Origin of the sequence: Vibrio gazogenes (assembly GCF_002196515.1) — a bacterium.
Classification (GTDB): domain Bacteria; phylum Pseudomonadota; class Gammaproteobacteria; order Enterobacterales; family Vibrionaceae; genus Vibrio; species Vibrio gazogenes_A.
Genome location: NZ_CP018836.1, coordinates 294,767 through 320,403, shown reverse-complemented (window position 1 = coordinate 320,403; position 25,637 = coordinate 294,767). Strand labels below are relative to the sequence as shown.

The window sequence follows — 25,637 nt, the reverse complement described above, 5'->3', positions numbered from 1 at the left end:
TTACAGGTGCTTCACGCGTCGTTTGACTTCTTCTTGCTTACCGAAATTGAACGGACGAGCATCAGGACTGCCTAAATAGCCACATACCCGGCGAATGACGGATACTTTGGCTGGGTCATGGTTACCACATTTCGGACAAACAAATCCTTTACTGGTACAGGAAAACTCTCCGGTATAACCACACTCATAACATTCATCGATCGGGGTATTGGTGCCGTAGTAAGGCACGCGACTATAGCTGTAATCCCAAACGTTTTCCAACGCTTCAACATTACGCTGCATATTCGGGAACTCGCCGTAACAGATAAAACCACCACTTGAAATTGCCGGATACGGCATCTCAAAGTCTATCTTGTCGTATGGATTGACCTGTTTCTCAACATCCAGATGGAAACTATTGGTGTAATAACCCTTATCCGTCACACCGTCGAACACACCAAACTCTTTGGCATCGATACGACAGAAACGGTTACACAAGTTTTCACTCGGTGTACCGTACAGGCTGAACCCATACCCCGTTTCTTCCGCCCAGCGATTGGTGGCCGCTTTGAGATAACCAATAATTTTTACCGCTTCATCCCGAAGTTGTTGGTGATCATAAACATGGTGTTGATCACCAAACAGCGCATTGATCGTTTCATGAACGCCAATATAACCCAGTGAGATCGATGCCCGTCCGTTTTTAAAGATATGTGCAATCGGCTCATCCGCTTCCAGTCTGACACCACAAGCACCTTCCATATACAAAATCGGAGCAACCCGTGCGCGAACTTTTTCCAAACGGCTAATGCGGGTTTCCAGCGCCCGGCGTGCCAGCAACAAGCGTTCATCAAGAATTTGGTAGAAACGCGTCAAATCGCCTTTGGCCTGCAACGCAATCCGTGGCAGGTTCAGACTCACGACGCCAAGGTTATTTCGACCGTCATGTATGAGTTCGCCATGCTCTTCATAGGCACTCAGGAAACTCCGGCAACCCATCGGGGTTTTAAAGGAACCGGTGACTTCAACCACTCGGTCATAATTAAGAATATCCGGATACATCCGCTTGGTCGCGCAATCGAGCGCCAGTTGCTTAACATCATAATTCGGATCACCCGCTTGATGGTTCAAGCCATCTTTAATCGCAAAAACAAGTTTTGGAAATACAGCGGTTTTATGATTTTTGCCTAAACCGGCAATCCGGTTTTTCAAAATAGAAATTTGAATCAGCCGCGAAGCCCAACTGGTACCCAGACCAAAACCGAACGTTACAAAAGGTGTCTGTCCATTGGCTGTGTGCAGCGTGTTTACCTCATATTCCAGCGATTGAAATGCGTCATAACACTCTTTTTCAGTTCGCGCGACCGCAAACGCTTCGGGATCGTGAATATCCCATTCGTGGGCAATATCAAGGTGCTTGTGATAGCTTGCCAGAACATAAGGTTCCAAAATTTCATCAATGCGATTTATGGTCGTCCCACCATAAATATGGCTGGCAACTTGAGCAATAATCTGGGCAGTCACAGCTGTTGCTGTCGAGATCGATTTTGGTGTATCGATCTCTGCATTGCCCATTTTGAAGCCGTGCGTCAACATGCCTTTCAAATCAATCAACATGCAGTTGAACATCGGAAAGAAAGGAGCATAGTCCAGATCATGATAGTGAATATCACCGGCCTCATGTGCCTGAACAATATCACGGGGAAGGATACGCGTCTTGGCATAGTGCTTCGCGACAATCCCAGCCAGCAGGTCACGTTGCGTCGGAATCACTTTGCCATCTTTATTGGCATTTTCATTCAACAAGTCTGCATTGCTTTCATTGATCAAGCCTTCGATTTCCCGTGTCAGCGCACTTTGTCTCTCTCGGGCAATATCACGATCATGACGATATTCGATGTAAGAACGAGCCAATGATTTATAGGGGCCCTGCATCAGCTCGTTCTCGACCAGCATTTGAATTTCTGCAATATGAACTTCTTTGTAATCCTTGAGTTTCAATTCTACAGCCAGCGCAACATTTAGTGCATAGATGGCCAGTTCTTGATCAGCATGTTCGGCTGCAGCTTCAACCGCAGCCTGAATTCTGTCTCGATGAAACGCCGCTCTTGAGCCATCGCGTTTGATCACAATCGGTTTCACTTTATCTCCTTACCCATCATCGCTCACTTTGGGTGAAACACATGATATAGGGTTTCATATCGGTACATGAACACTACATATTGTAGCGCATTAAACGAAAAGCCCCATACACATGTATTGATCAAGATCAATAAAGCTCAGTGAATGGATAAGATAAACACGATTATTATCAGCAGATCTCATTTATGAAAGAACATCCCTGAAAACAAAATTTTTTTCGCCATCAAGGTAGATTTTTTACGCAAAACGGTTTTTCATCACCGCAAAATACAGCACTGGAATCACGATTAATGTCAGTAACGTGGACACAAACACCCCGAAAATCAAACTAATCGCCAGCCCATTAAAGATTGGATCATCCAGAATAAATAATGAGCCAATCATGGCTGCCAACGCAGTCAACAGAATTGGTTTTGCCCGCACTCTGACAGAATCGATCACGGCTTCAGAGAAAGCCATCCCCTGCTCATGCTCCTGGCGAATAAAATCCACCAGCAAGATAGAGTTACGTACAATGATCCCGGCTAACGCAATCATGCCGATCATGGAGGTCGCCGTGAATTGAGCATGTAAGAGCGCATGTCCCGGCATCACACCAATCATCGTCAGTGGAATTGGTGACATAATAATCAGTGGTGTCAGATAAGATTTAAAATGAGCCACAACCAATAGATAGATCAAGATCATACCAACAGCATAGGCAATCCCCATATCCCGAAACGTTTCGTAGGTAATTTTCCATTCACCATCCCACAAAACCGAAACCTGACTAAGGCCTGATGGTTGATGAATGTAGTTCTGCTCAACCGGAAACGGCAGCGTTTTCATCCGGCTGGCTATCTCAAACATTCCATAGAGCGGGCTGTCCGTACTGCCGGACATATCACCGACCACCATCACCATCGGGATCAGATTCTTATGCATAATATAATCTTTCGACGCAACCTGACGTACCCGAACCAAATCAGACAGCGGATACGCAATCCCATTTTGGCTGGTGACTCGCATCTCAAGCAGTTGAGACAGATTCGCCTTATCACCTTCAGTTGCCTGAAGCTGAATCGGAACCGGATACTTACTATAATCGGTATGCAAATAACTGACAGGCTGCCCCCCAATGGCGGTCGTCAGCGCTTGCACAATCGATGCGTAAGGAACCTGAACAAGCGCAGCTTTATGACGATCAATCGTCACCTGCCACTGTTGATGCGGTTCTGGCAGATAAATATCGACATCGACGATATCGGCGCTGGTTTGGAATAAGTGACGGATCTGTCTCGCAGCTTGTGAACGTACCGCTGCCGTCGGCCCATAAACTTCAGCGAGAATCGGAGACCAGACCGGTGGTCCCGGCGGTACTTCGACCACTTTCACTTTTCCGCCAAATGTGCTGGCAACCGCCACTAATTTTGGCCGGATTTCACCGGCAATCTGATGACTGTCTTTATCCCGGTCGCCCTTCGGCAGTAAATTCACCTGAATGTCCCCCTGATAAGGACTAGAGCGGGTAAAATAATGCCGGACCAAGCCATTAAAGTTCATTGGGGCGGCCGTACCGGCATAAATTTGGTAGTCATGCACTTCAGGTGACTGATCAAGTACAGTCGCCATCTCAAACAACACCCGCTGTGTGCGTTCTAATGACGTATTATCCGGCATATCCAGTATCACCTGAAATTCAGATTTATTATCAAACGGCAACATTTTCAGGACGACAGCCTGAAAAACAGGTAGCAACAGCGATCCGATAATTAGCACCACAATACCGCAACCGAGCAACCAACGATTACGTCGCTGATGGTGTGATAAGACAAATGGTGCCATGATTCGATGTACAATCGCCTGATTCGGTTCTTTTGACTCTTGTGACGGATGATGCGGCCGATCACGCAATAATTTCACCGCTAACCAAGGTGTTAGAACAAAAGCGACGGCCAACGAGATAAACATCCCCATCGATGCATTGATCGGAATCGGGCTCATGTACGGCCCCATTAATCCGGTCACAAACGCCATCGGTAATAGCGCAGCGATCACGGTAAAGGTCGCTAAAATCGTCGGCCCTCCGACCTCATCGACGGCATGGGGCAGCGAAAATTGCCGACCTTTTAATGACATATGCCGGTGAATGTTTTCCACAACCACAATCGCATCATCCACCAAAATACCGATGGAAAAGATCAAGGCAAACAGAGAGACACGGTTAATGGTAAAACCCCAGGCCCATGAAGCAAATAGCGTCATCATTAAGGTAATCATGACCGCGATACCAACCACGATGGCTTCTCGCCATCCCATCGTAATCAATACAAGAATAACCACCGCACCGGTCGCAAACATTAGTTTACCGATCAAAGTGTGGCTTTTCTCCGCTGCCGTATTGCCATAGTTGCGCGTCACATCGACTTTCACATTCGCGGGGATCAACTCGTTCTCAAGCCCCTGTAGTCGTGCTTCAACATCCTGAGCAACCGTCACCGCATTTTCGCCGGCCTTTTTAGCAATGGCGATTGTGACTGCGGGAACTAAGTTGGATTTATCACTGGTCCAAACATGCTGAGTCGGCGTATTGGCACCTAAAGTCACGGTTGCAATATCACTGAGGTAGACAGGGGCCTGATCATGCATACCAACCAAGAGTTGCCTAACATCTGACACGCGGTGAAGAAATTGCCCGATTCGAACCGGAATGGCTTGATTATGATCCGTGACGATCAACTGCGGCGAATGGACGTTTGCAGACTGAAATACCTGATTCAGTTGATCAATGGTGATACCAAAACTATTCATCCGTACCGGATCGAGCCGGACATCAACAATCATGTCATGTCCCCCGACGGTATAAATATCCCGTGTCCCGTCAATGGTCTTCAGTGTTGTTTCGAGGCCATGTGCCACTTCTGTCAATTGCTGTTGCGTCATCTGACCGTCAGGATTACTCAGAGTGAGGCTGACGATCGGCACATCTTCAATACCGCGCGGTTTGATCACCGGCTCTCCGACACCAACACCGCTCGGCATCCAGTCTTTATTCGAGTACAGTTTATTATAGGTTCTCACTACCGCATCATTGCGCGAGACACCCACTTTGAAAATCGCGACAATCAGTGCCCCATCCGGCCGTGAAAAAGAATAGATATTATCAATTCCCTGAATTTCCGAGACAATTTGCTCTGCCGGGTTGGTAACTAAATGTTCCACTTCAGCCGGAGAAGCACCGGGAAAAGGGATATAAATGTCGGCAAAGGTGACATCGATTTGTGGCTCTTCCTCTTTCGGTGTCACCAGCACGGCAAACACCCCCATGAGTAAACCAACCAATGCTAACAGCGGGGTAATTGCCGAGTGTTGGAACAAGGCAGCAATACGCCCGGAGATGCCCAGTTTTTTTTCCATTATGCGCCCCTCCTACTGTGCATCGATTGGAAAAACATGGGTCACAATCTGATCCCCGATTTCCAGTCCGGATAAAATTTCAACCGAGTCACCATAATCCTGTCCGAGCCGGACCGGATTCAGTCGCTGTGTTTTTCCTTCATCCTGCACGCGAAACACCGCACTGAGCTCTCCTCGTCTGATCACCGCACTTTTCGGCACCAGCACAACTTGTCTGTCCCCGGTATGGAATGAGGCTTTCACCCACATCCCCGGAGCAAGTTCAGCATCACTTGTCTCCGGTAATCTCAAGCGCATCGTAAACGTATGAGAGTGCGGATCTGCATAACGGAATAACGTATATTGGCTTGGTTGTAGAACGTCTCCATCCGGCAATTCAATCGAAAATTGTTGCGCCTGTGTCACCAAAGCACGATATCGTTGTGGCATTTGAAATTCGACCCGCAGCGGCGACATCCCATAGCCACTCAATAATGGCATACCGGGCGAAACGGTTTCTCCCAACTCAACATGACGCTGGGTCACAATGCCAGAATAAGGCGCTTTAATACTGGTATAGCCTAATGCATCTTTCGCTTTCACCGTTGCAGCCTTGGCCGCCTGAACTGCCGCAGCCGTAGTTCGGGCACGTGCTTCAGCACTATCCAGTTGTCCTTGAGAAACAGCGCCTCGTGAGATCAATTGTCGAAAGCGTTTCACCTGTGTCTGCGCTTCTTTATTCTGAGCAACCGCCTGATTCAATTGTGCAATTGCGGCATCGTAAGACGCCGTTTGTTGTGTCGCGCTGATTTCGAGTAACACATCGCCTTGCTGTACGACATCATTCACATCCACGTACATGCCAACGACTCGCCCGGAAGTTTGAGCCGCGACTGTCCCTTGATTGACCGGCTGAACAATCCCATCGAATGTGACTTGCTCCGGTATCGTTTCACGCTTGATGACAAGTGTCTGTCCCTCTTGGTGTTCCTGTGTCTGTCCCGCTAACGATTCTCCTGCCTGCGCCACTAACGATTCTCCTGCCTGCGCCGCTAAAACCGTCTGTCCCGCCAAGGCTGTCTGCCCTGCTAAAACCGTCTGTCCTGCTAAGACCACCAGCCCCAAGGCTAATTGCCGTATATGCTGTTTCATCAGATTCCCCTCCTTTGGCGAACCTCTTGTTGTTTTCATTTTCATTGATGATATGCCTGATTGAAGTCCACTGTATCAATCACCCATTGCATAAATACAAAACCGTTTGTTTCACTATTTGTTTTCACTCAATGTTGTTTTCACTCAATGGGAAATTCACAGAATGGGATGTCACAAAATGGCAAGCCACCAGCACACTCATAATTTCTCACTCAGCTATTTTGGTTCTTCACAAAACAGCATCTGCAAATTGACAATGATTTGTGCAGCCCGACTATCGGCCAGTGAATAAAACACCTGTTGTGAGGACTTGCGGCACTCAACCAAATGATGTTTACGCAACACCGTCAGATGCTGAGAAAGTGCCGACTGACTCAAAGTCGAGTTCTGTTGAAGTTGTCCGACACCGACCTCTCCCTGTATCAATTGACACAACACCATCAATCGCTCAGGGTGTGCCATCATTTTCAAAAAATCAGCCGCACTCTGGGCATGAACTTTGAGTCGTTCAACCTCAGTCGCTTGGTTTGGTTCATAGTTGACTTGCATGAGCACTCCACGGAAAAAGATCTCAATGCTTTTATATTAGGCAAAACTTATTTAGAAAAGCAAATATTAGTTAATAATAAATTAGACTTCTCTAATAATTGGATCTATAGTCACAGAGAATTCATCAAAAGGAGTATGTCATGACCATTGAAAATGGCGTCCGAGTCATCGCTGGCAGCATGATACTGCTTTCCGTTATTTTGACTTATTTCGTCCACCCCTACTTTGTCTGGTTGACCGTCTTTATCGGGCTCAACCTGATTCAAAGTGCATTGACTGGTATTTGTCCGGCAGTATTTATTCTCAAAAAGCTCGGATTGAAAGCGTAACATCAGTCTCAAACGTGAAAAGGCTTATTACTTTATGACAAAAATCGTAATTATTGGCGGTGTTGCGGGCGGTGCATCAGCAGCAGCTCGCGCACGCCGTCTTAGTGAAGATGCTGAAATTATAATGCTTGAACGCGGTCCCTTCGTTTCATTTGCTAATTGCGGATTGCCCTACCACATCGGTGGAGACATCAAAGAGCGCGGTCATCTGCTACTGCAAACACCGGAAAGTTTTCTGGCGCGTTTTAACGTAGATGTTCGCGTCATGAATGAAGTACTCCGCATCAACCGCGCAGAGAAAACGATCACGGTTCGTAACCTTTTAGATCAAAGCGAGTACACTGAAAGCTACGACTGTCTGCTTTTAAGTCCGGGTGCAGGGCCGGTTGTTCCGCCTATTCCGGGCCTAGACAATCCATTAACGCACTCGCTGCGCAACATTCCGGATATGGATAAAATTATCCAAACCATCAATACCAACCAAGTTGACCATGCCACGGTTGTGGGTGGCGGTTTTATCGGTTTGGAAATGATGGAAGCTTTTCACCAGCTTGGTATTCAAACCACATTGCTGGAAATGGCAGACCAAGTGATGACACCAGTCGATCGAGAAATGGCAGGTTTTGTACACGCAGAGATCAAAGCAAAAGGCATTGATTTACGCCTGTCCACAGCGCTGCAATCAGTCGAATTCAAACCAACCACTTCACTGGCAAGCATGGACTCAGGTCAGATAGAACACCAGCACGTGAATGGTGAACTCGATCTGACACTCAGCAATGGCGATACTCTGACCACCGATATTCTGATCATGGCCATTGGCGTCCGCCCTGAAACCAAGCTGGCTGCGGAGGCAGGTCTGCAAATTGGTGAGCTTGGCGGCATTTACACCAATGAATACATGCAAACGAGCGATCCATCGATTTACGCCGTGGGTGATGCTATCGAAGAGAAAGACTTCGTCACCGGCAAACCAACACTGGTTCCTTTAGCGGGCCCAGCAAACCGTCAGGGCCGGATGGCGGCAGACAATATGCTTGGTCGTCACGAAACGTATCAGGGCACTCAAGGCACTGCGATTTGTAAGATCTTCGATTTAGCGGTGGCCTCAACGGGTAAGAATGAGAAACAGCTCAAACGTGATGGGACCGAGTACGAAAAAGTGTATGTCCACACAGCGAGTCACGCGAGTTACTATCCGGGTGCCGAAGTGGTGTCGTTCAAAATGCTGTTCGATCCAAAATCAGGCAAGATTTTCGGTGCACAAGCAGTGGGTAAAGATGGCATTGATAAACGCATCGACGTCATGGCTGTGGCGCAGCGTGCAGGAATGACGGTCGAGCAGCTACAACACCTTGAGCTGACTTACGCGCCACCTTACGGTAGTGCGAAAGACGTGATTAACCAAGCCGCATTTGTCGCAAGTAACCTGATGAAAGGTGATGCTGTAGCAATTCATTTTGACGAAATTGATCACCTGACTGCCGACCAGTTGTTACTCGATATCCGTAATCCCAGCGAGTTACAAAACGGTTATCTGCCAGGGGGCGTTAATATTCCGGTCGATCAACTCCGCCAGCGTATGCATGAGTTACCGAAAGACAAAGAGATCATTATTTACTGTCAAGTCGGGTTACGCGGTAATGTCGCTTATCGTCAGCTTGTGAATAATGGCTTCAAAGCACGTAACTTGATCGGTGGATATCGTACTTATCAGTTCGCTACAGCTTAGTAGATGCACCATCATTTAACCTCAATAGCCAGCAATATATTGCTGGCTATTGACTATCAGAATGAAGCAACGAACAACCACTATTCGCTGACAAACACATACAAATCGCCACGACAATGGTTAATACTGTACTCAATGGGTCGGCCAGTATTATCGAATGCCGTTTGCTCAATCAAAAGAACAGGAGTCTGTTCATCGATATTGAGCTTCTCAAGTGATTCTTCGGTTGGCATTTTAGCTGACACCCGGCTTTGAGTGCGGGAAGGTGTAATATTCTGACTTTGAAAATAGTCGTAGAGCGACAACTGAATTTCATCGGGGTCATGGATCAACGCTGATGGAACATAAGACTCTTCGATAGAGACAGCTTGTTCATCAATATAACGCACTCGCTTTAGCAGAAACACTTGTTCACCTTGCTTGATGTCGAGTGTTTTCGCAATGTCGGCTGAGCAAGACACGGTATCTTTTTTAATCCACAAGGTGTCAGGTTTTTTTCCGGTCAACACGACTTGCTGTGAAAAACTGGTTGCCGTCTTCCCTGAGTATTCAACCGTTTCACTGATCATGGTTCCCAAACCACGAGAACGTACAATCACCCCGTCCTTATCCAGTAAATCGAATGCTTTTCTTACCGTAATTCTTGAGACCCCAAGTAATTCACCAAACTCTCGCTCAGTTGGGATAAAATCACCACCTTTCAGGATATGCTGTTGCATCGCATGTTTAACAGACTCAGCAATCTTGAGATAGAGCGGCGATTTATCCTGCTGCTCAATACGTGCATGGATAAGTTCGATAAGAGACTGGTATGTTGTCATAAGGCTCTAATTTCTATCAGTAATGCAGCCAGTATAACTGATATTATCAATGGGTACATGAAGAGTAAGATGAAGCGCTCAATTTGAGGTGATCTAGCTCTCAGTTTTGGTTTCATTAATTCCGTTTTGAAGTTTTCAGTTTGCACTTCACCTCTCGAATCAAACACAATCAATCAGGTACCATCAATGAATCACGCACGTAAATAGTTTACAATTTGCTCGACACTTGGAGCGCAATCTCCCCCTTCATGACTGACCACATAAGATGCTACGGCATTTCCCAACAAAACAGCATCTGCAAGATCCCAGCCTGAACTTAATCCAGCCAAAACACCACCAGCATGAGAGTCACCGGCACCAATGGTATCAACAACTTTGGCCGGAAATGGTTCAACAGTGCCGCACGATTCACCGTTATTGAAGAATGCACCATCGCTGTCAATACGCAAGATCAGCGGACAACCGTAGCGCGAAAACCATTGTTCAACAAACTGCCGACTATCTTGCATCCCCAGTTGTTGTGCTTCTTGTCGGTTTAATGAAATGATCGGTTTGAGTGCCAACAGACGCTCCAGAAGTATCGCATGAATATCCGCGATTCTTGGTCCGAAGTCGATAAACAGCAGATGGGTATCCGGTAAAGTTTCCAACCAAGTAATGATTTCTTCACCCGATGCAGACGCCAACTGATAACCAGATAAATAAATGATCGCATCTTTATCGAGTGCCAGTTGATTCAGGTTGTCGCGATGCCAGTTGTTCTCGACACCACAGACAGAAAGAAAAGTCCGCTCCCCATCCGGCTCAACAAGGGCAAGGCACCATCCATTATCGCCACTATGATCTTCAAAGCAGCTGCTCAACCCTTTGTCTGCCATCGCGTGACGAATCAGATCCGCCCACTGACCATGACCGATAGGCAAAGCATTCACCGATTGGAGTCCGAGCCTTTGGATCGCAATCGCGATATTGAGCGCACATCCACCGACATGAATCCCTTTTTCCTGAATTTCAATGTCTTCACCACGCTTCGGTAAGCTTGGCGTTTCGGTCACAATGTCGATCACCGCAGCTCCCAGCAGACATAGCTGACGTTGGTTGCTAAGGGTCGGAACCAATTGTATTAATGCGTTATGAGGCATCATCCTGCTCCTTTATTGCTCTCAGAGAAAGGAATTGACGTGCGTATTGATCAAAATCGAGTTGGTTTTTCTGATCCAGTTGCTGCTTTAAAGAGGCATCGATGCCTTGCACACCGTTCAGAGCACCACAGATTGCAGTTGCCATGGCACCAATCGTATCGGTATCACCTCCAAGGTTGGCACATAAAATCGCACAACGGTTCGGGTCGGTTTCAGCTATTTCAACCATGGCAACCGCTGCGGGGACAGACTCAATTGTACTGACACCGGCACCGATTAAGTTGTAGATTTTGTCCATGCGCGTTTCAATACCACCAGATTCACCCGCTGCACTCAATGCCAGTTCGACACGAGATGCCATCGATGCACTGAACGTTGTGATATGTTTTGTTTGCGCAGCCAGTGCAATGGCTGGCAGTTGATCTTTGATTGCAGACCAGCAGTGACCATCAATCGCTTTTGAAACCGCCCATGCAACCACGACAGCCCCTGCAATAGCGACATCAGATTTGTGGGTCGGACTAGAAGCAAGCGCGACTTGTTCGATAAAACGATCCAGGTTTGTCGCAGGTAACAGGCATCCCATCGGGGACACACGCATAGCCGCACCATTGGTCACGCCATTATTTTCAAGCGCGTCGATTGGTGTTCCGTCTTTAATGGCACGCATCGCAGCTTTAGAGCTTGGACCGAATATGTTCTTGTTAAATGCATCAAATCCCTCAGCCCAGTTTAAAACATTGCGGGCAATCACTTCAGGAACGATGTTGCCATCACACGCGATAATGGCATCGGCTAGTGCCAAAGCCATTGATGTATCATCCGTAAACTGGCAGGCAGTAAAGTAGCACGCTGCATTATTTTCTTGTGGACCATCCAAAAAGCGGTCGATCCAACCAAAATGCGCTTTCACTCGATGACGGGGCCATAACTCTGAAGGCATCCCCATTGAGTCACCAAGTGCTTGACCATAAAAAGTGCCGAGGATTCTGTCTTGTTTTGTGATTGTCATTTTACTTACCAAAAATTAGATTAAATTGCCTGCTCAGTCAGGTTTACCTTACTGAGCAGGGTTGGAATTAAGCTTGTGCTTTTTTCTGTTCGTCCACGTTTTCTTGCTGAGATGCAAGAGGAATCGGTTTGATCTTTCCGTCCGGTTCACGGAAAAAGAATATAAAGAGCGCGAGGATGACGGCGATCATGATCCCACCAAAACTCCACATCCCTGCCCAGTCAAATGTCAAACCGTGCTGTGGCGTGTCATAAGCAAACATTTTCTCCATGAGGACACCGCCAAGCCGATAGCCCAACAAGCTACCAATCCCCTGACATCCGAGGGTTATCAGCCCTTGAGCGGCGGTTCGCATATGTGCCGGTGCTTTTTGGTCCACATAGATGTAAGCCGTAACGAAGTAGAAATCGTAACTGACGCCATGCAATAGAATGCCTAAGAACAACAGCGAGTACAGGTACCAAGACTCCGCACTTCCATAAGCGAAGAATCCATAACGGATCGCCGCAGTGAACAGACCAAGTAATAATACCTTTTTAATACCAAAGCGTTTAATAAAGAAAGGAAGTGCCAGCATGAAGAAAATTTCGGAAAACTGGCCAAGCGTCATCCAACCGGTTGCATGACTCATCCCCACTTCTGTCAGGAAGCCATTCGCAAAGATGTAATAGAAAGCAAGCGGCATACTGAACATGAATGAGCAGATAAAGAATGCTAAGAAGTTTTTGTCTTTCAGTAACACCATTGCATCTAAACCGAGCATCACTTTCAAGTCTAACTTGCCTGTACTCTTTGGCGGCGTGTTTGGCAGCATTAGGGCAAATACCCCCAAGGCAGCAGAGCTCAATGCCGTAATAATGAGCGGGATATTACTGGAAGAAATATCACCATAACCTAACCAGCCCGGCAGGAAGCCAATTGCGATCCCGGAAGCTATCCAACCAATTGTTCCCATGACCCGAATCCGCGGGAAATCACGCTCAACATCAGCAACGTTGGAAAACGCAATACTATTCGTCAGCGCAATTGTCGGCATGTAGGTGAGCGAGTAACCAAGTAAAAGCGGAAAGAAAGTGGCGAACTCGGTTTGTTGTGCCGCAAGATACATTAATACTGCCCCGGCAAGCAGCATCACCGACAGAACCTTTTGGGCCGGAAAAAAACGGTCGGTAATCGAGCCGACCAGAATCGGTGACAAGATCGCGGCAATTGCAGTACAAGCATATGACCAAGCAATCTCCGTTGGTGAAAAACCATGTGTGTTTAAGATTTGCCATAAAGGAACGAACCAAGCGCCCCATATAAACCATTCAATGAACATCATGAATGAGAGTTTGATATTCGTCGTTTTCATTTTTTATCCTTAGTACTGTAGGGTACACAAAGATGGTATGACACATAATAATACCAATACAATACCATTATATTCATTTTGTGATCGTAAATAACATTCCCATCAATTAAATTTATCCCCTAAAAATGGGGAATTTAATAATGAAGTAACAATACAAGGACACACACTTCACACCCACACTTCACACCTTCACCGCTTCAAGTACCACCATAAAAAGCGCACAAAAAAACGCGCCGGGTATTTGTACCCGGCGCGTTTCTTATCAGTACCAAATATTTGAACGATGAATCTATGCGGCAACGCTACCGTGTGGATCGATAACGAATTTTTTCGCGGCACCACCATCGAAATCAGCATAGCCTTGCGGTGCTTGATCCAACGTAATCAGTTGAACGTTCACTGCTTTCGCAATATTGACTTTATCAAATAAAATCGCCTGCATCAGAGAACGATGATATTTCATCACCGGACACTGACCGGTATGGAATGAATGGGACTTCGCCCAACCGAGGCCAAAACGCATACTCAACGCACCGACTCTTGCCGCTTCATCCTGTGCGCCCGGATCATCTGTCACGTAGAGTCCCGGAATACCAATTTGGCCACCGGCTCGGGTGATTTGCATCGCTGAGTTTAATACTGCCGCGGGCGCTTCTTTATGGTGTCCGCCACAACCACAGCCATGCGCTTCAAAACCGACACAGTCAACAAAGCAGTCCACTTCCCGTTCGCCGAGAATCACTTCCAGTTTGTCTTCCATATCGCCGTCTTCACGCAGGTCGATCGTTTCACAGCCAAAGCTCCGTGCCTGTTCAAGACGTTCTTCGATCATGTCACCGACGATCACACACGCAGCACCGAGCAATTGGGCCGACACTGCCGCAGCGAGACCAACCGGACCCGCACCGGCCACATACACCGTTGAACCGGGACCGACACCAGCAGTCACACAGCCGTGGAAACCAGTCGGGAAGATATCAGAGAGCAATGTCAGATCACGGATTTTCTCCATGGCCTGATCTGCATCCGGGAATTTCAGCAGATTGAAGTCAGCATACGGCACCATCACATACTCTGACTGGCCTCCAACCCAGCCTCCCATATCGACATAACCATAAGCAGCGCCGGGACGTGCCGGGTTAACATTCAGACAGATACCAGTCATGCCGGATTTACAGTTGCGACAGCGTCCACAAGCAATGTTGAAAGGAACGGAAACGATATCACCCACATTCAGGAATTCAACGTCGTCTCCTTTTTCAAGGATCACACCGGTAATCTCATGACCCAGAACAAGGCCTGCCGGGGCGGTTGTCCGTCCACGGACCATGTGCTGGTCACTCCCACAAATATTGGTGGTCAGAACCTTCAGAATGACGCCGTGATTACACTTTCTTTTTCCCAGAGCCAACTCCGGAAAAGCGATCGATTCAACTGCGACTTGTCCCGGTCCTTTATATACAACACCGTGATTACTGGAATTGCACATTCTGTTCTCCTTAAGCGAATTATTAGTGTACTGCGATTGCCACGTTAACGAGCGTGAATTCACAACAGATGTTCGTATACGACACCATTCAGTCAGGTCGCGACTTATCATTGTCAAGAAAGTATTTTCTGTGGTGTTGATTAGACTTTTATCGTCATACAAGCGCTCCCCCTGTCGACCATAGTGTTCAATCACGGATGTGATAGCCGACAACTATCTTGGTTTCGATGAAATAGATTTTTCCTATCAAATGAATAGCTACAAGTGATTTTATTTTGTGGTGCGGCAGTGCGAATATACATCTCGAAGGCAAGATATTGCAAAGCTAACCAACTGAAAGGAAAGTAAAAAAATCATGATCAACACAAAAATCAAACCATTTAGTGCAACCGCTTATAAAAACGGTGAATTTGTTGAAGTCACAGAAAAAAGTGTCGAGGGCAAATGGGCAGTATTTTTCTTCTATCCTGCTGATTTCACATTTGTTTGCCCAACAGAATTAGGTGATCTTGCCGATCATTATGCTGAGCTTCAAGAGCGTGGCGTTGAAGTATTCTCCGTCTCAACTGACACACACTTCACGCACAAAGCGTGGCATGACAGCTCTGACACAATTGGCAAAATTCAGTATTACATGCTTGGTGACCAAACCGGTAACATCACTAATAACTTCGGTGTCATGCGTGAAGGTCAGGGCCTTGCAGACCGTGCAACATTCCTCATCGATCCTGAAGGTGTCATTCAGGCAATGGAAATTACGGCTGAAGGGATTGGCCGTGACGCTGAAGACCTGCTGAGAAAAGTAAAAGCAGCACAATATGTTGCAGCACACCCAGGCGAAGTTTGCCCGGCAAAATGGAAAGAAGGTGAAGAAACTCTGGCTCCTTCACTGGATCTTGTCGGCAAGATCTAACCATTTTCTAATTTGAATTTTTAACTTGAGAGTGGGCTGGATGTACCATACGACCAACGCATCCGGCTTACTCTCCCCTTATTTCTCATTATCTAGAGTGGTCACTCTCTTTATTTATCTATCTAAAGACAAGGTGTAATCGAAACATGCTAGACCAAGCGATCAAACAACAATTAAAACAATATCTCACAAACTTAAAAGAAGATGTCCGCTTAGTGGTCAGTCTAGATGAAAGTAAAGCATCTCAAGAAATTCTTTCACTGGCTGAAGAGATCGAAACATTAAGCGATCGTGTCTCGGTAGTGCATGATAACGCGGCCAGTGAACGTAAACCCGTCATGGCGGTCACTAACCCGGAGAAAGGTACACAATTGCGTTTTGCCGGTGTGCCGATGGGACACGAATTTACTTCATTGGTATTAGCGCTGCTCCACTCGGGTGGTCATCCGATGAAACTTGAAGACGAAACCATCACACAGATTGCCAGTCTGCATAAAAAACTGGACGTGGAAATCTTTATTTCGCTTTCGTGCCAGAACTGTCCTGATGTGGTTCAAGCTTTCAACATGATGGCAGCAATCAACCCAGACATTCGTGTCACCATGATTGATGGCGCCCTGTTCCAAGATGAAGTCAAACAACGCGATATTCTGGCGGTGCCAAGCGTTTTCGTAAATGGTGAGTTATTTGGCCAAGGTCGGATGTCACTGGCAGAAATCTTAACCAAAATTGATGATGGTGCAGCAGAAAGAGCAGCAGCCAGTATTAACGAAAAAGACCCATACGATGTATTGGTCGTCGGTGGCGGACCTGCCGGTGGTGCTGCGGCTGTTTATGCCGCTCGTAAAGGCATCCGAACCGGTATCGTTGCGAAGCGTCTCGGTGGTCAGGTGATGGACACCATGGCAATTGAAAACTTTATTTCTGTCAAAAGAACGGAAGGCCCGAAACTGGCAGCCGATTTGGGTGAACATCTCAAAGAGTATGATGTGGATCTCATCACGGATCAGCAAGCCGATCGGCTGATGGGTGCTGCTTATACCGAAGATGGATATATTCACGTCAACCTTGAAAGCGGTGCAACACTCAAGAGTAAAAGTGTCATTCTCAGCCCGGGCGCACGCTGGAGAGAAATGAATGTTCCCGGTGAACATGAATACCGCAATAAAGGGGTGGCTTATTGCCCTCACTGTGATGGCCCACTGTTTAAAGGCAAGAAAACAGCCGTTATCGGTGGCGGCAACTCCGGTATTGAAGCCGCAATTGATTTAGCCGGGATTGTCGAACACGTTACGGTCCTTGAATTTGCCGATGTACTTCGAGCAGATCAAGTGCTGATTGATAAAGCAAACTCCCTGCCGAACATCGATATCATCACGATGGCACAGACAACCGAAGTGATCGGTGATGGGAAACGGGTGACCGGTCTTAAATATAAAGATCGTCATACTGATGAGATCCATACCCTGTTGTTGTCCGGTATTTTTGTACAGATTGGTTTGGTACCCAATACCGAATGGCTAAAAGATTCAGATGTGACACTGTCACCAAGAGGTGAGATTGAAGTCGGTAGCCGGGGCGATACCAGTATGTCAGGTGTTTTTGCTGCCGGAGATGCGACGACTGTCCCTTATAAACAGATCATTATCGCGATGGGCGAAGGGGCGAAAGCCAGTCTGGGGGCATTTGATTACCTGATTCGTCATCAGGGCTGACCTGCCAAGCGGGCGCTAAAGCGTCCGCTTCTATTGTTCCATTTCCTCTCTCCTCCATTGCCTGTCCCTGTAACGCTTCCCTTCAAGTGTCTGTCCTTTCAATTTGTCATCTCTAACCTTCTTGGTCAGAACTTTCTTTGCCTGTCCCCTTCCCTCCTGAGTCGTCTGTCCCTTTAGTGCTTCTTTCCAAGTGTCTGTCCTTTCAAGCTTTTCGAGCGAGTCAGCATCCTTTTAATCCATATCATTTTGCCCGTAAGAGAGACTAGGTATGTCTTTTGCTTCTGAATTGTCTATAGTAGCGTATAAATCAATCATATACGGCATAAGGAAAGTTCAGCCATGTTTAGGTCTCTTTTAATTGTGTTTGTGATGATCGGAACGTTGAGTTGCAGTGGTGGGGACTGGCGTACCGCAAGTCGTGAACCCGCAGGCATCGCCCCAGAGCCGGAGCAAGAGAAAGATGCAGTGATTGAAGTGTATTCTGCCGATGCGTTCGGCTGGCGCGGCTGGTTTGCTGTACATACTTGGATTGCTCTGAAACCGGAAAATGCACCTGAATATACGGTTTACGAGGTCATCGGTTGGCGACTCAAACAAGGACGCTCGGTTCTAACCGAGTATCAAACCAAACATCCGGATCGCTATTGGTATGGTGCCAAACCAGAAAAAGTGTTGTCTATCCAAGGCGAAAAAGCGAGCCAACTGATCCCTGAAATTACGGCTGCTATTGAATTTTACCCGTGGGCAGATGAATACACCCTCTTCCCCGGGCCGAACAGCAATACATTTCCGGCATGGGTTGGTTTACAGGTACCCGCTCTGGGATTAAAAATGCCTTTCCGGGCAATCGGGAGCGGCTACGCGAATTAACTGAACGGTAAGTTTGGTTATCCGTTGAGGCTACCCTGTCTTCGTTTAGCTGTGATCGATGTTCAATGATCACGGCTGACAGTTGATCGACATGATCATCATCCATATTCGTACTTGTGCGTACCCTTGAAATGAAATAGCATACGTAAAAAACAGACTAACTGTGTGGTTATTGTCTATTTCATGAATAATTTCATACAGATATTATCATGCTGATGAATTATCCAGTGAATCGATAGATTTGATTTCGTTCATTTCAATTAAAAATTATCACCGATACTCATCTCAAAAATACACCAAAATGCGAGCATCCTTTCAATGATTCGGTCATACTGAATCACTGAAAGTATAGGAAGTGCATCAGGACGATCACACTGTTTACGAGCTGGATATCAGAAGCTCTGATAAATCAGAAACACTGGTTATCAGAAACAATGGAGAATCATCATGGTGAATATTACGATCGATGGATCAACGTATACAGTCGATCCGAATCAAACACTACTCAGTGCGACAAGAACCTGTGGTGTTCCTCTGCCTTCACTCTGTGATACCGACGCGACTGACAGTATTCATCAACACTGTAAACTCTGCGAAGTTGACATTCTCGGTACAGGTATTGTCCCTGCTTGTCAGCAAATGCCAGTAGAAGGCATGGTGGTAACCACGACGTCCAATCACCTCTCAGAACGCAGAAAAAAACACCTTCAGGATATTCTTTCTCAACCGAATATCATCTGTAGTGAACCGCCTTGTCAAACCGCCTGCCCTGCCCATGTCGATATTCAGCAATATCTGGCGTTCATCGCACAGGGTAACTATCAGCAAGCTGTTGCCGTCATCAAGAAAACACTGCCCATGCCACTGTCAATTGGCCGGGTCTGCCCGGCTTTCTGTGAATCCGGATGTCAGCGTCAACAATTAGATGAGCCACTGGCAATCCGTCAGCTAAAACGCCACGCAGCGGATCATGATCTGGCTGCATTTCAGTCTTATCTGCCAGAAAGAAAAGCCGAGAAACATAAAAAAGTAGCGATTGTCGGCGCCGGACCGGGAGGACTCAGCTGCGGCTACTTCCTCACCAATGAAGGTTATGATGTCACTATCTTGGAAGCGATGCCCCAAGCCGGCGGATGGCTTCGCTATGGTATTCCCGAATACCGACTGCCGAAAGCAATTCTTGACCAAGAAATTGAATTGATGTGTCGTCATGGCATGGCCATCAAAACCAATCAGCGACTCGGTAAAGACTTCTTACTCTCGTCACTGAGCGATGACTATGATGCTGTTTGTCTGGCCATCGGTGCATCGCAAGCCAGCGGTATGGCCTACCCCGGCAGTGACCTCGATGGCTGTTATCTCGGCGTGGATTTCCTGAAAGATCACATGCTCGAACAACAGTGTACCGTCGGTCAGAACGTTGCTGTCATTGGTGGTGGTAATACCGCCATTGATTGCGCCCGGACCGCTTTGCGCCTCGGGGCACAGGCAACGATTATTTACCGTCGCTCCCGAGAAGAAATGCCGGCCGAAGATTATGAAATTGAAGAAGCAGAACATGAAGGTGTTCAATTTTATTTTCTGACCAATCCTGCCGAGAATATCGCCGATCAACATGGCCGGGTTTGTCAGGTCAAACTGGAAAAAATGGCCTTAGGCGAACCTGATGCTTCCGGACGCAGGCGCCCTCAACCGACCGGTGAATACATCACGGAATCCTTCGACACCGTTATTTCAGCAATTTCACAACAAACGGATGTCAGTTTTCTTGATGATGACGACATCACACTGCCACTCAACCGGTATCAGACCATTGATGTGAATGAAGACAATATGTTCTCCGGTTCACGCAATATTTTTGCAATCGGTGATTTTCGCCGAGGCCCGGCAACCGCTGTCGAAGCCGTCGCAGATGGCCGTAAAGCGGCATACGGTATTGACTGCTTTCTTGGCGGTGATATGGAAAAACTGTACACCGAGTCCTTCCGGGAAAGAAACATCACCAGAAGTCACCTGATCCGGCCTGAACATATTGAGAAACTCAAAAACGAACTCCGTTCAATCGTGCAGGGCGATACTCAGGAACAACGAGATCAGGCGCTGGCACAGGCAATGCAACACATTCTGAGAGCCAAAATGCCGGAACTGACATTAGCAGAGCGCCAGCATAACTTTAAAGAAGTCGAAACTGGCTTCACGGATCAGGTTGCAATGAACGAAGCCCGACGCTGTTTAAGCTGTGGCTGTCCGGATGGGAATGATTGTAAACTCCGCCACTATGCGACCGAGTATCATGTCGATAAGTCTTTATTACCACATTCGGATTGTGCTTAAAGTAACTGGATTTTTCTTAAAGTAAACTAGATAGTGCTTAAAGCAACGGTGTTGAAATACACGACCCCAATACAACAGGGGCAGATATTATCTGCCCCTGTTCAGTTTCAAGCAATCCACATCATCATGCTTGGCTCATCGAATGACGATTATTGGATTAATAAGGGTTGATTCTGCGTCGGAACCAGCATCACTGCCACCATTTTCGATGTAGGTGTATCACTCCAGTCCCCTTTACTATCAAGTGGGATCAATGCATTCGCTTCCGGAAAATACGCAGCCACATTTCCCTGCGGAATTTGATATGGAACAACCTTAAAGTTATAAATTTTCCGTTGGACATCATCTGTCCAGATCGTCTCGATATCAACTCGCTCTTCGGGTTTTAATCCCAGTAATTCAATATCTTTCGGATTCAGGAAAATCACCTGACGCTCACCCCAGATCCCCCGATAGCGATCATCATACCCATACACTGTCGTATTGTACTGATCGTGTGAGCGCATCGTCTGCAGAATAAAGACGGGTTTATCCGTCATACTTTGTGGGTCAAACGACAATATATACTGCGGCAGTCGATTGGCAGAGATCTCCGCTTTTCCCGAAGCGGTTTTCCAGTTCAGCTCTCTGGCACTATTCCCCAAGTAAAACCCACCCGGTATATCGAGCCGTTGATTAAAATTGTCAAAGCCGGGGATCGTTTGTTCAATCAAATCACGGATACGATCATAGTTATCCGCCAAAGATTGCCAGTCGACAGGGTTATGTGCTCCCAGCGTTGCTTTAGCGATCCCGACGATAATGGCGACTTCGGAACGAACCGACTCTTCGCTCATGTCCACACGCCCCGATGAAGCATGAACCATGGAGAACGAATCCTCGACCGTCACCCGCTGTTCACCACTGGCCTGCATATCAATATCGGTTCGGCCCAGACATGGTAAAATCAACGACGCTTTACCGGGATTCACATGACTCCGGTTCAGCTTGGTCGCAATATGGACAGTCAATTCACATTGACGCATCGCCTGTGCAACCCGGGCTGTATCCGGTGCAGCCGCAACTAAATTGCCACCCAAACCGATAAACACTTTACTGTCACCACGCGCCATCGCTTGTAATGCATGATGAACATTATGGCCATGCGCTTGTGGCGGGTGAAAGCCGAATACTTTTTCGATATTATTTAACAACGCTTGCGGCGGATGGTCATTGATACCAACGGTCCGATCCCCCTGTACGTTCGAATGCCCACGAACCGGACACAATCCCGCGCCCGGCTTACCGATTTGGCCGAACAACAACTGCAAGTTGACAAGCTCTTCGATAATTGCAACCGAATGTTTATGCTGAGTAATTCCCATCGCCCAGGTCACAATCCGTCGTTCCGCATGAAGATAAATATCGGCAACTTGAATCATTTCATCCTGAGTCAGACCTGATTGCTGAATAATCGCCGACCAAGGTGTGGCTTCAACCTGTTCGAGGTATGCAGATAACCCTTGCGTATGCTCCTCTAGAAACGCTAAATCAAAAACCGACTCACCACGTTGTACGGCTGCCTGATGATACCCCAGCAACACCTTGACGATACCGCGGACGACAGCCATATCGCCCCCCAATTTCGGCATAAAATAGTGACTGGTTGTCGGTGTAGAGCTATTACTGATCATTTCGAGTGAGTGTTGCGGATTGGTAAAACGCTCTAGCCCTCGCTCTTTCAGATTGTTGAAAGCAACGACTTTGGCGCCGCGTCGGTAGGCATCGCTCAATGTTTCGAGCATCCGGGGATGGTTTGTTCCCGGGTTCTGTCCGAATAAGAAAATTGCATCCGCTTTTTCAAAGTCATCGATAGTTACCGTGCCTTTGCCGATACCAATACTTTTCCCCAACGCATAACTGGTTGCTTCATGGCACATATTGGAACAATCAGGAAAGTTATTGGTACCAAAGCGGCGGACCAATAGCTGATAAACAAAAGCGGCCTCATTACTGGCTCGCCCTGATGTATAGAATTCAGCTTGATTGGGATCCTCGAGTAGATTCAGATAACTGGCAACCATCTCGTAGGCGTCATCCCAACTAATCGGCTCGTAGTGATCCGTTTCTGGGTTATAACTCATCGGCTCATTGAGACGCCCCTGATATTCGAGAAAGTAGTCCGTCTGTCTGTTCAACCATTCCACAGAATATTGTGCAAAAAATTCCCGACCGACCCGGCGAGATGTCGCTTCCCAGTTGACCGCTTTCGCACCGTTCTCGCAGAAACGAAAACGTCCCGGAACGCCTTTCTCTCCCCAGGCACATCCCGGACAGTCAAATCCATGATCTTGGTTAGTACGCAGTAAATTGAATATATTCTTTGCTACATTTTCACTTTTGAACAAATGTTGAGTCGTCGCTTTTAAAGCCCCCCACCCACCGGCAGAACCTGAATATTTTTTATAACTCATTTGCTTCTCTTCTTATTCTTGATGTTCAGAAAACATCCGCCAATGTAATGCCCATCATACGAATCATTCATCCGTATCCGGTCAATCAATCAGGCTCTATCCCATCACACAGGTCCTCGATAAAGACGAGATAGATAAAAATATACTCTTATTCGCGAACCAACGAACACGCATCGAGAATATCTAAATGATAACAGTCTCAAAAGCCACCAAATGACTGAAAACGACAAATGTCAGCTTAGTTTCACCAAAAACAATGCAGATATTTGTTAGGAAGCCAAATTCATGTTGATAAGAAAGAAACCTGATTTGAATACATCAAAAATACTCCTTAGCAATGACCAGGGTCAATAAACAGTGGTTCATCATCACGTTTCCTAAAATACTCGTTTTGCTATATTCAATGCCAGTTGTTGAATATTGGCGGATGTTTTATGTCATTTCACTCCAATGTTACTAATAAACCAAAAATAAAATCATATTTTCCATAAATGTTATCTATGACTGAGTATAAATGACCAATTGTTGCTTTCAACACTAAAACAAATATGCATTTACATGCATAATTAATATTTCTATTTACGAACAGAAAATTCGGATGAACAATGTGTATAATCATGTCATTTTATTTACACCTGTAATGTAAACAGTGCAGAAACTCTATGTAGAAGAATCCGATCACCCATAGGAAACATCATGAATAACGCAGTCCTTGAACAGATCAAACAAGCCGATCAAGCGATTGTTACCGAGGATTTCGATACTTTACTTGATATCAATTTCCAATCAAAAAATAAATCCCAAACCATGGGACGATGACTTTATGACTAAGATTTATGCTACATGTGGTTTTATTGGCTCAGGAAAGACAACATATGCGAAAACACTGGCGGAGAAATGTGGTGCGTTTCGCTTCTCTATCGATGAATGGATGCTCCCGCTATATGGCGAACATATGGAAAGGGATGTGTTTGATCACCGTCTGTCAACGCTAAAAGGCCTGTTTGAAGAGGCTGCATTACAGCTTTTCGCCCTGGGTACGCCAGTCATTTTTGACTTTGGACTTTGGACCCGTACTGAACGTCAAGCGTTTAGTCATTGGGCATCCAGTATCGGTGTGGATTATCAAATTCACTACTTGGATGTCAGCTTCGATATCTGCAAACAGCGGGCTCTTGCCCGTAATTCAGAACGAGAAGAAAAGTCTTACGAAATGACCCCGGAAATGTTGGATTTATTCTGGTCCAGGTTTGAAGTGCCAAGTCCAGAGGAAAATGTGGTTTGGGTGCAGACAACAACCTAACAAATCTCCCTGACTCCTTTACTTACTCCTGATCAATCGACAACCATCAACCGATGCGCATGTCAAACGCATTGATTATATCCGTCCATCACCAATACATTGGCTTATTCGAGAACATGTCCAATAACTAGCAGCAAGTACATGACATGCTGCGCATTTTCATCGGCTACTTATAACATTCGGTTGATAAACCAGATAACTATCGTCATTTTGTACTTGTGTCAGTACCTTTAACACGTTCAGGCTGTAAGGGAAGTTATGTTGCAAAAATTAAGTATTATTCTATTGTCGACACTGATCACTGCATGTTCCGGTGGAACAGTTGGTGGGTTGTTACCAGCCCCCAAAATATTGCATGGGAAATTAGAGGGCTTAACGTATACATCACCACAAGGTGACTTAACCATCACAGCACCCGCGACAGAAGATCATGGGGAATGGACCTACACGCAAGTGAAAGAACATACTGAAAATACACCCGATCAAATAGATACTTATGTCGGATTTAAAACGCCTTATGACAGTCACCTTTATTCTGCTGAAGTGGTGAACTATAAGCACCTTCCCGCCTTCACTGATAAACAGTTTTTGCGATTTAAAAATGACAATTTAAAGCGAATAATCAATGCCACAGAAGAGCGTTGGGGCAGCAAAGTTGAGCGACTCAATGAAACCAGTATTCATTGCACCAACGATCAATCTTTCACCTATACGATATTGAAACAAAAAATCACATCTTACGAACTCAATTTCGTAAAATACTATTTAATTTCTCAATCTTATCAAGGGAATAATGTAGCCGTTGTTACAAGTGAACTCAATTTTGATTTAAGAAATGAACGTCCGCCTGAAGCCGAGATAAAGAACGCAAAGTATACCAAGCATCGTGCATTCACCTGTTCTTTGAAATACGGTGCTTCTGCCGACTAAAAAGTCACCAAGAAAATGCCGCTGATCCTGATGTATAAAGCGG

Annotated in this window: 19 protein-coding genes; 9 read left to right on the top strand and 10 right to left on the bottom strand. The window is 46.4% G+C overall.

Annotated features, from left to right (window positions below):
- The 4 genes from nrdD to BSQ33_RS17045 form a co-directional block, all read right to left on the bottom strand.
- Entirely contained in the window at window positions 1–2,121 is a 2,121-nt protein-coding gene (nrdD, locus tag BSQ33_RS17060; RefSeq protein WP_021018768.1) for an anaerobic ribonucleoside-triphosphate reductase, read from the bottom strand.
- Window positions 2,122–2,358: 237 nt separating this feature from the next.
- Entirely contained in the window at window positions 2,359–5,517 is a 3,159-nt protein-coding gene (locus BSQ33_RS17055) for an efflux RND transporter permease subunit (protein ID WP_088134754.1), read from the bottom strand.
- Window positions 5,518–5,529: 12 nt separating this feature from the next.
- Window positions 5,530–6,648, bottom strand: coding sequence for an efflux RND transporter periplasmic adaptor subunit (locus BSQ33_RS17050; protein ID WP_088134753.1), 1,119 nt, complete (start codon window positions 6,646–6,648; stop codon window positions 5,530–5,532).
- Window positions 6,649–6,864: 216 nt separating this feature from the next.
- Complete coding sequence (locus BSQ33_RS17045) at window positions 6,865–7,197, bottom strand: ArsR/SmtB family transcription factor (protein WP_021018765.1); 333 nt, start codon at window positions 7,195–7,197, stop codon at window positions 6,865–6,867.
- A 140-nt stretch (window positions 7,198–7,337) separates the two neighbouring features.
- On the opposite strand from BSQ33_RS17045, the gene BSQ33_RS17040 reads away from it, so the two are divergent.
- Window positions 7,338–7,526 (top strand): YgaP family membrane protein, encoded by a 189-nt coding sequence (locus BSQ33_RS17040; RefSeq protein ID WP_027693960.1) that lies wholly within the window; start codon window positions 7,338–7,340, stop codon window positions 7,524–7,526.
- Window positions 7,527–7,560: 34 nt separating this feature from the next.
- Window positions 7,561–9,258, top strand: a complete 1,698-nt coding sequence (locus BSQ33_RS17035) for an FAD-dependent oxidoreductase (protein WP_088134752.1) — start codon at window positions 7,561–7,563, stop codon at window positions 9,256–9,258.
- A gap of 80 nt (window positions 9,259–9,338) precedes the next feature.
- Here BSQ33_RS17035 and BSQ33_RS17030 read toward each other — a convergent pair whose 3' ends face one another.
- The 5 genes from BSQ33_RS17030 to fdhA form a co-directional block, all read right to left on the bottom strand.
- Complete coding sequence (locus BSQ33_RS17030) at window positions 9,339–10,079, bottom strand: GntR family transcriptional regulator (protein ID WP_088134751.1); 741 nt, start codon at window positions 10,077–10,079, stop codon at window positions 9,339–9,341.
- Between the two features lie 191 nt (window positions 10,080–10,270).
- Entirely contained in the window at window positions 10,271–11,224 is a 954-nt protein-coding gene (locus BSQ33_RS17025) for a PfkB family carbohydrate kinase (protein WP_232472018.1), read from the bottom strand.
- On the bottom strand, window positions 11,211–12,233 hold the full coding sequence (locus BSQ33_RS17020) for an ADP-ribosylglycohydrolase family protein (protein WP_088134749.1): 1,023 nt from the start codon (window positions 12,231–12,233) through the stop codon (window positions 11,211–11,213). The genes BSQ33_RS17025 and BSQ33_RS17020 overlap by 14 nt, the downstream gene beginning before the upstream one ends.
- A gap of 67 nt (window positions 12,234–12,300) precedes the next feature.
- Entirely contained in the window at window positions 12,301–13,587 is a 1,287-nt protein-coding gene (locus BSQ33_RS17015) for a nucleoside permease (RefSeq protein WP_088134748.1), read from the bottom strand.
- Window positions 13,588–13,876: 289 nt separating this feature from the next.
- Window positions 13,877–15,076 carry a formaldehyde dehydrogenase, glutathione-independent gene (gene fdhA / locus BSQ33_RS17010; RefSeq protein WP_021018759.1) on the bottom strand — a complete coding sequence of 400 codons (1,200 nt, stop codon included), beginning with the start codon at window positions 15,074–15,076 and terminating at the stop codon, window positions 13,877–13,879.
- Window positions 15,077–15,431: 355 nt separating this feature from the next.
- Between fdhA and ahpC the strand changes: the two genes are divergently transcribed.
- The 4 genes from ahpC (at window position 15,432) to BSQ33_RS16990 (ending at window position 20,908) form a co-directional block, all read left to right on the top strand.
- Window positions 15,432–15,989: an alkyl hydroperoxide reductase subunit C gene (ahpC, locus tag BSQ33_RS17005; RefSeq protein ID WP_072961862.1), complete on the top strand. Its 558-nt coding sequence runs from the start codon at window positions 15,432–15,434 to the stop codon at window positions 15,987–15,989.
- A gap of 146 nt (window positions 15,990–16,135) precedes the next feature.
- Window positions 16,136–17,704: an alkyl hydroperoxide reductase subunit F gene (gene ahpF, locus BSQ33_RS17000; protein ID WP_088134747.1), complete on the top strand. Its 1,569-nt coding sequence runs from the start codon at window positions 16,136–16,138 to the stop codon at window positions 17,702–17,704.
- Between the two features lie 339 nt (window positions 17,705–18,043).
- On the top strand, window positions 18,044–18,574 hold the full coding sequence (locus tag BSQ33_RS16995) for a DUF3750 domain-containing protein (RefSeq protein ID WP_021018756.1): 531 nt from the start codon (window positions 18,044–18,046) through the stop codon (window positions 18,572–18,574).
- A 447-nt stretch (window positions 18,575–19,021) separates the two neighbouring features.
- Window positions 19,022–20,908, top strand: a complete 1,887-nt coding sequence (locus tag BSQ33_RS16990; RefSeq protein ID WP_088134746.1) for an FAD-dependent oxidoreductase — start codon at window positions 19,022–19,024, stop codon at window positions 20,906–20,908.
- Window positions 20,909–21,057: 149 nt separating this feature from the next.
- On the opposite strand, the gene BSQ33_RS16985 is transcribed toward BSQ33_RS16990, so the two are convergent.
- A complete protein-coding gene (locus tag BSQ33_RS16985; protein WP_088134745.1) occupies window positions 21,058–23,361 on the bottom strand; it encodes an FdhF/YdeP family oxidoreductase in 2,304 nt (767 codons plus the stop codon).
- Between the two features lie 696 nt (window positions 23,362–24,057).
- Here BSQ33_RS16985 and BSQ33_RS22135 point away from each other — a divergent pair.
- The 3 genes from BSQ33_RS22135 to BSQ33_RS16975 all read left to right on the top strand — a co-directional run bounded on the left by BSQ33_RS22135 (window position 24,058) and on the right by BSQ33_RS16975 (window position 25,594).
- Entirely contained in the window at window positions 24,058–24,180 is a 123-nt protein-coding gene (locus tag BSQ33_RS22135; RefSeq protein WP_269768129.1) for a hypothetical protein, read from the top strand.
- Between the two features lie 4 nt (window positions 24,181–24,184).
- A complete protein-coding gene (locus BSQ33_RS16980; protein WP_088134744.1) occupies window positions 24,185–24,664 on the top strand; it encodes an AAA family ATPase in 480 nt (159 codons plus the stop codon).
- Window positions 24,665–24,922: 258 nt separating this feature from the next.
- Window positions 24,923–25,594 carry a hypothetical protein gene (locus tag BSQ33_RS16975; protein ID WP_088134743.1) on the top strand — a complete coding sequence of 224 codons (672 nt, stop codon included), beginning with the start codon at window positions 24,923–24,925 and terminating at the stop codon, window positions 25,592–25,594.
- Window positions 25,595–25,637: the final 43 nt, after the last annotated feature.